This window comes from Mesorhizobium sp. M7A.F.Ca.CA.002.09.1.1 (genome assembly GCF_003998555.1).
Taxonomy (GTDB): Bacteria; Pseudomonadota; Alphaproteobacteria; order Rhizobiales; family Rhizobiaceae; genus Mesorhizobium; species Mesorhizobium ciceri.
The window spans coordinates 1-6,704 of sequence record NZ_RZRR01000235.1; the positions used below are offsets into that span (position 1 = coordinate 1).

Consider the following 6,704-nt stretch of genomic DNA (forward strand, 5'->3'; position numbering starts at 1 on the left):
CCTATGGTGCGCTCGCCATCGGCATGGGCTCGCGCAAAGTCGAGGCCTTCGCCAAGGAGCGCCCGCATCTCGTCGCCGGCATCTCGGACGTCTCGGGCGGGCGCGTGCTGCCGGTCGTCGGCGGCGTGCTGATCCGCGACAAGGCCGGTGCCATCATCGGCGCCGTCGGCATTTCAGGCGACACGTCGGACAATGACGAAGCCGCGGCAATCGCCGGCATCGAGGCCGCCGGTTTCACCGCCGATCCGGGGTGAGGTCGGGAACTTCGTCATCCACGGGCGGAGCAGGAGCGAGGCTCCGTCGCGCAGACCCGAGGATCCATTCCGTAACATCCGCCGTAGAGTGCAGCGGAGCAGAATTCTGGACCGCTGAAACGCTCACGTGTCGCGGCTTGGACCCTGGGGTCTGCGCCCGTCGCTACGCTCCTTGCTACGCCCTGGGATGACGACGTTAGGGGCGTTTGCGCCAACTGTCAGCGCAAGTGCCCGTCAAACTTCCGCCTTCCGCGCCGGGGGACCTAATTCAAATTGATGTCCCGGCTGGCCGACCGCATCGACACCGCGAATCCGGCCAGCACGTCGAACAGCGCGATGACCATCAGCGTGAAGAAGACGGAATGGGCCGCACCCTTCACCAGCAGGAATTCGACCAGGAAGGCCACGAAGACCAGCGTCGACAGAAGATGGTCCATGATCGAGGCGTTGGTGGTGCGCACCGACTTCGCCATTTCGAGGAACAGGAAGATCAGCCCAATCAGCACCATCAGATCGCCAAGCGTCATCGAGAACACGCCACCCGACATCATGCTGAATGAGAAGACCTCGCTTGCCCACGGATCGTCACCGCTGCCGAATATTCCCAGCAGTCCGAGATTGTAGAGCACGAAAGGCACGATCAGCAGCGGAATGGCACCGAACATCTGGCGTCTCCATGTGGGGGCAATCCTTTGTAGAATGCGCCACAGGCACGCCGTCAAGATGTTTCGATGGCAGCGTTGAACACGGTCGAAGACCGCACGCAACAACAATGTCAGCCGGTTGCCTGCAACGATTGCCGCCCACGCGTCGAGATGCGCGCTACCCCGCCCCCCAAACGCAAAAGGACCGGCCACTGGCCGGTCCTTTTGGAATTCAAACCTTTGGAAGGCTGGTCTCAGCTTTCCTTGGGCGTCAACACCTGGCGACCGCGATACATGCCGGTCTTCAGGTCGATATGGTGCGGACGGCGCATTTCGCCGGAATTCTTGTCCTCGACATAGGTCGGGGCCTTGAGGGCGTCGGCCGAGCGGCGCATGCCGCGCTTGGACGGAGAGGTTTTACGTTTCGGAACGGCCATGGATATGCTCCACTACATGGTCAAAAGCCCCGCCCGCCCTCGTGAAAGGGCCATGTCGGGGCCTAAATCTGAGAAAGTCGGGTGCCTATACACGCCCTGTGCCGTTTTGGCCAGCACTGGCGCGAATTTTTTTGGATCGGCTAGCGGAGACAACCGACATAGGCCCCCGAGCGGCCGGCTCGCCGCTCGATCAGATTGGCAAGCCGCCTCAGGCCAGGCCCGGGCTTGGCCGGATTGCGGGCGATCGGATTTGGCAAAGAGACCGCAAGCAGGGCGGCCTGCCGTCGCGACAGCTGTTTTGCCGAGACGCCGAAATGGTGCTGTGCCGCGGCCTCGATGCCGTAGATGCCCGGCCCCCACTCGGCGATGTTGAGATAGATTTCCATGATGCGCCGTTTCGACATCACCGCATCGAAATAGACGGCCAGCGGCAATTCGACCACCTTGCGCACCGAGCCCAGCGGCCGCGACCAGAGATACAGGTTCTTGACCGTCTGCATGGTGATGGTCGAGGCGCCGCGCGTCGCTTCGCCGGCCAGCGCATCGTCGACGACGCCTCTCAGCTCGCCGAGATCGACGCCACGATGAAAGCAGAACTGCCCGTCCTCCGACATGATGACGGAATTGGCCAGCACCGGCGACACGTCATCGATCGACACCCAGCGGCGGTCGTAACCGGAGAAGGTCGCCAGGTCCTTCAGCATCAGCGTCGAGACAGGATGCACGAAGAACGGCAGGTACAGAAATGTCAGCACGACCGGAATCAAGGCCAGCACCGCGGCCACGACGATGCCGCGCCGGACCCAGCGCTTGAGACCACGGCGGTTTACGCCCCGCGATCTCGTCGCCATGTCCAGCTTTTCGGTTTCATGATCGACGATCGGTTCCGCCAAGCCGCCCAACCCGTGCCAGAGAGCTCGTTTTGAAACGCGCTCCTGTGAGTCATGTGACGGTGTTTTCGAGAACCGGAGCGGAGCGTACATTAGAGTACGCAAGCACCGGAAGCGCAGAAAACGCCCTCAGATGACCGCAGGAGTAGAGTTTCCGAACGGGCTCATACTGCTCCGGCATAATGGCGCTTGCCTTCTTGCGCAACGTCTGAGTGTCGGCTACCGGTCCCGGCCATGACGAATGACGACCAAATGGCGTTCGAAATGGCGCTGATCAGGCGGGCAGCCGCCGTCGAGGTGCTGCTGCGGCGACTGCTCGACGACCGCGCGCTTTCGGGCGAGATCGCCCGGCCGGACCGGCTGATGGCGGCGATGCGCCATGGCGTGCTGAACGGCGGCAAGCGCCTGCGGCCCTTCCTGGTCATGGAAAGTGCCGCCCTTTTTTCCACCGACGGCGAGGCGGCACTGCGTGTCGCCGCCGCACTTGAATGCGTGCATTGCTATTCGCTGATCCACGACGATCTGCCCGCCATGGACGACGACGACCTGCGTCGCGGCCAGCCGACCGTGCACAAGGCCTTCGACGAGGCGACCGCGATCCTGGCCGGCGACGCCCTGCTGACGCTGGCCTTCGACATCATTGCCGGCGAGTCGACCGCGCTGCCGGCGGAGCGGCGGGCAGCCCTGGTGCTGGCGCTTGCCCGCGCCGCCGGAGCAGGCGGCATGGTCGGCGGCCAGAAGCTCGATCTCGAAGCCGAACAGACGCCGCCGGACGAGGCCGGCATCATCCGGCTGCAGGCGATGAAGACCGGCGCGCTGATCCGCTTCGCCTGCGAGGCAGGCGCCCTCATCGCCGGCGCCCCGGCCGATGACCGCGAGCGGCTGGCCGAATTCGGCTCGGCGATCGGTCTTGCCTTCCAGCTTGCCGACGACCTGCTCGATTTGACCGCCGACGCCAGCCAGATGGGCAAGGCGACCGGCAAGGACGCCGCCGCCGGCAAGGCGACGCTGGTGGCCTTGCATGGTGCAAATTGGGCACGCGGCCAGCTGCACGGCCTCGTCCAACAGGCGCATGCGCTGCTTGAGCCCTATGGCGACGATGCCCAGTTGCTGAAAGAAGCGGCGACATTCGTGGCGGCGCGTAACAGCTAAGGTTGGTGCCAGCCGGAACATCGAGCTGATTGCACGCACGTCCCCGCCGGCCGGTTCTGAAATAGAACTTGAGCGGAAGCCTGCCGAGGCAGAGGATTGACATCCGCACGGCAAGCACGCGGTGCGGATAAGAGTTGGAGGATGCCATGTCGACCACCGACAAGCTGTTCAGCGGTTCCATTCCCGAGATCTACGACCGGGCGATGGTGCCGCTGATCTTCGAGCCATATGCGCGGGATCTGGCGGAGCGGGTGTCGAAGCTCGGGCCGCAATCGGTGCTCGAAGTGGCGGCGGGCACCGGTGTGGTGACACGTGCGCTCGCAGCAAAGCTGCCGGCGCAAGCGCGCATCGTGGTCACCGACCTCAACCAGCCCATGCTCGACCACGCACGCACGCGGATGGTGGACGATCCTCGCATCACCTGGCAGCAGGCCGATGCTCAGGCGCTGCCCTTCGAGGACGCACAGTTCGACGCCGTGGCCTGCCAGTTTGGCGCGATGTTCTTCCCCGATCGGGTGGGCGCCTACGGGCAAGTTCGGCGCGTGATGCGGCTGGGCGGACACTTCCTGTTCAACGTCTGGGGTGCCATCGAAGAGAACGAGTTTGCCGATGAGGTGACGCGGGCGCTCGGCCATTTTTTCCCGGCCGATCCGCCTCGCTTCATGGCAAGGACACCGCATGGCTATCACGATGCGGACGTCATCCGCGCCGACCTGCATGCCGCCGGCTTCCGTAACATTACCATAGAGCCGCTGGATGCCGTCAGCGCCGCTTCCTCGCCATATGAGGCGGCCACGGCCTATTGCCAGGGCACGCCCCTGCGGGTCGAGATCGAGGCGCGCGGTGGCTCGCTGGAGGAGGTGACGCGATACGTGGCGAATGCCCTTGGGAAACGGTTCGGGGAAGGCCCGGTGAGTGGCCGCATCCGCGCCCTCGTCGTGGACGCGGCCTAGGCGCGCTGTCCATCCGGCGGCTCGCACGGCTCGCCTGCCCGAACGAACGAAATTTTAATGTAAATGAAGCGTAATCCCGGCCATTAAAATGGTGCGTATGTGTTGGGGTTGCGCATGCCTGAATATTCGTCCTTCATCCGGTCGGTCCGGATCCGCTATATTTCAGGGTTGCTGATCTTCGCGCTGGCTTCCGCCGGCATCGTGATTGCGCTTGATCGCGTCAATTCCTTTCGCCGCGACATCGATGCGCTGAGCAGCAATCTCGTCATCTTCACCCGAGACCTGCGCAACGCGACCAGCTTTGCCGAGACGACCGGCACCGCCTGGCGGGCGGAGACACGCGATGCCCTGACCACATCGGCGCGCGGCCATTCGGAGCGCCTGACCGGCGAGATCGAGACGCTGACCGCCCAGCTTGCGGCGATCAAGCCGCGGCTGTCGATCAAAACCGTCGACGAACTCCAATCCGCTTCAGTTAACGGCGATCTGTTCTGGTCGCCGCGCGACATGGTGCGCAATTTCAACCTGATGTCGGTGGCGCAGAAGGTCGACGAGTGGAGCTATCGCGAAATCCGCAACCAGAATGACCTGTTCGCCCAACCCATGCTGGTTCGCGTCCGCACCGCCATGGATGATGAGCGCCATCTGGCCGATGCCTCCAGCGACAGGCTGTTGTTGTGGGCCAGCGGCATCCTGTTCGCGGCCCTTGCCATCGTCGCCTTCTGGATCTTCCGCCCGATGGAAGTGGCGATCCGCCGCGCCTTTGCCGAATCCGCCGAATCCCTGTTCAAGGCCGAGGCCGCCGACCGCGCCAAATCGGAATTCCTGGCCAATATGAGCCACGAGATCCGCACGCCGATGAACGGTGTGCTCGGTATGGCCGAACTGCTGGCCAAGACCGATCTGACCCCACGCCAAAAGACCTTCACCGACGTTATCGTGAAGTCCGGCAACGCGCTGCTCACCATCATCAACGACATCCTCGACTTCTCCAAGATCAATGCTGGCCAGCTCACCCTCGACCCTGCTCCCTTCCGCCTTTCCGAGGCGGTCGAGGACGTGGCGACGCTGGTCTCGGCGCGCGTCGCCGAAAAGACCCTCGACCTGATCGTGCGCGTCGATCCGCGCCTGCCGGCCCATGTCGTCGGCGACGCCGGCCGGTTCCGGCAGATCATCACCAACCTGCTCGGCAACGCAGTGAAGTTCACCGAGAAGGGTCACGTGCTGATCGACGTCGGCGGCGAGATCGTCAACGACGTGGTCCAGCTCAAGATCCGCGTCGAGGACACCGGCATCGGCATACCGGCCGAGAAACTGCAGAACGTGTTCGAAAAATTCGCGCAGGTCGACGGCTCGTCCACCCGCCGTCACGAGGGCACGGGGCTGGGCTTGGCCATCGCAGCACGCCTCGTCGACCTGATGGCAGGCAAGATCGGCGTCGAGAGCGAGATCGGCCGCGGCTCGGTGTTCTGGTTCGCGGTGCCGCTGCCCGCGCATCAGGCCGCGGCGCGCGACGAGATCGTGCCGGTCGACGTCACCGGCGCGCGCGTGCTGGTCATCGATGACAATCCGGTCAACCGCGAAATCCTGCTCGAGCAGCTCAGAAGCTGGAGCTTCGACTGTGCCGCCGCCGAAAGCGGCGCCGTCGGCCTGGCCTTCCTCGATCGCGCCTTTCAGTTGGGCGCCGCCGTCGACTGCATCATCCTCGACTACCAGATGCCCGGCATGAACGGCGCCGACGTCGCCAGGGCAATTGCTTCCGACAGCCGGCTGTCCTCCATCCCGGTGGTGTTGCTGACCTCGGTCGACCAGGTCGATTTCGGCAAGATGATCATCGACTTCGGCATTGCCGCGCATTTGACGAAGCCGGCGCGCTCTGCGGTCCTGCTCGGCACCGTTATTTCGGTCGTGCAGAAGGCCCGTTCGCAGGTCGGCAAGGCGCAGTTTGTCCGCGAACCGATCGTCCAGGCTCCCCCGGCAGCGCCGCCTGCCTTTACCGTCATCCGCGGCCCGGCGCTGCCAGTCGCGGCAGCACCGGAATCGACAACCACGCCGAACGGACCGATCGACATCCTGATTGCCGAGGACAACGACGTGAACCAGCTGGTCTTCGGCCAGATCCTCAATGGCTTGGGCTTGAGCTACCGCATCGCCGGCAACGGCCGCACGGCGGTCGAGATGTACCGGGCGCTGCGCCCCAAGCTGATCCTGATGGACGTCTCGATGCCGGAGATGAATGGCTACGAAGCGACCCGCGCGATCCGGGCCATGGAGACCTCGACGGGCACCCACATTCCGATCATCGGCGTCACCGCGCATGCGCTGAAGGGCGATCGCGACAAGTGCATCGAATCGGGCATGGACGACTATCTGC

7 protein-coding genes are annotated in these 6,704 nt (G+C 64.2%); 4 read left to right on the forward strand and 3 right to left on the reverse strand.

The window, feature by feature from the left end:
- Positions 1–254: heme-binding protein (locus EN994_RS12820; RefSeq protein ID WP_206530402.1), on the forward strand; the 254-nt coding region annotated here is incomplete at its 5' end.
- A gap of 263 nt (positions 255–517) precedes the next feature.
- Here the strand turns inward: EN994_RS12820 and EN994_RS12825 are convergent.
- The 3 genes from EN994_RS12825 to EN994_RS12835 all read right to left on the reverse strand — a co-directional run bounded on the left by EN994_RS12825 (position 518) and on the right by EN994_RS12835 (position 2,237).
- Positions 518–919, reverse strand: a complete 402-nt coding sequence (locus tag EN994_RS12825) for a hypothetical protein (RefSeq protein WP_013529226.1) — start codon at positions 917–919, stop codon at positions 518–520.
- Between the two features lie 233 nt (positions 920–1,152).
- Entirely contained in the window at positions 1,153–1,335 is a 183-nt protein-coding gene (rpmF, locus tag EN994_RS12830) for a 50S ribosomal protein L32 (RefSeq protein WP_008834724.1), read from the reverse strand.
- Positions 1,336–1,475: 140 nt separating this feature from the next.
- On the reverse strand, positions 1,476–2,237 hold the full coding sequence (locus EN994_RS12835; protein ID WP_013529225.1) for a transglycosylase domain-containing protein: 762 nt from the start codon (positions 2,235–2,237) through the stop codon (positions 1,476–1,478).
- A 222-nt stretch (positions 2,238–2,459) separates the two neighbouring features.
- Between EN994_RS12835 and EN994_RS12840 the strand changes: the two genes are divergently transcribed.
- The 3 genes from EN994_RS12840 to EN994_RS12850 form a co-directional block, all read left to right on the forward strand.
- A complete protein-coding gene (locus tag EN994_RS12840; protein ID WP_063169166.1) occupies positions 2,460–3,377 on the forward strand; it encodes a polyprenyl synthetase family protein in 918 nt (305 codons plus the stop codon).
- A gap of 146 nt (positions 3,378–3,523) precedes the next feature.
- Positions 3,524–4,330 (forward strand): methyltransferase domain-containing protein, encoded by an 807-nt coding sequence (locus EN994_RS12845; RefSeq protein WP_063169167.1) that lies wholly within the window; start codon positions 3,524–3,526, stop codon positions 4,328–4,330.
- Between the two features lie 114 nt (positions 4,331–4,444).
- A partial coding sequence (locus tag EN994_RS12850) for a response regulator (protein WP_127307573.1) occupies positions 4,445–6,704 on the forward strand: 2,260 nt, incomplete at its 3' end.

Coding starts and splice junctions, on each gene's coding strand:
- EN994_RS12845 (WP_063169167.1), top strand. CDS start 3,524: ATGTCGACCACCGACAAGCTGTTCAGCGGTTCCATTCCCGAGATCTAC.
- rpmF (WP_008834724.1), bottom strand. CDS start 1,335: ATGGCCGTTCCGAAACGTAAAACCTCTCCGTCCAAGCGCGGCATGCGC.
- EN994_RS12840 (WP_063169166.1), top strand. CDS start 2,460: ATGACGAATGACGACCAAATGGCGTTCGAAATGGCGCTGATCAGGCGG.
- EN994_RS12825 (WP_013529226.1), bottom strand. CDS start 919: ATGTTCGGTGCCATTCCGCTGCTGATCGTGCCTTTCGTGCTCTACAAT.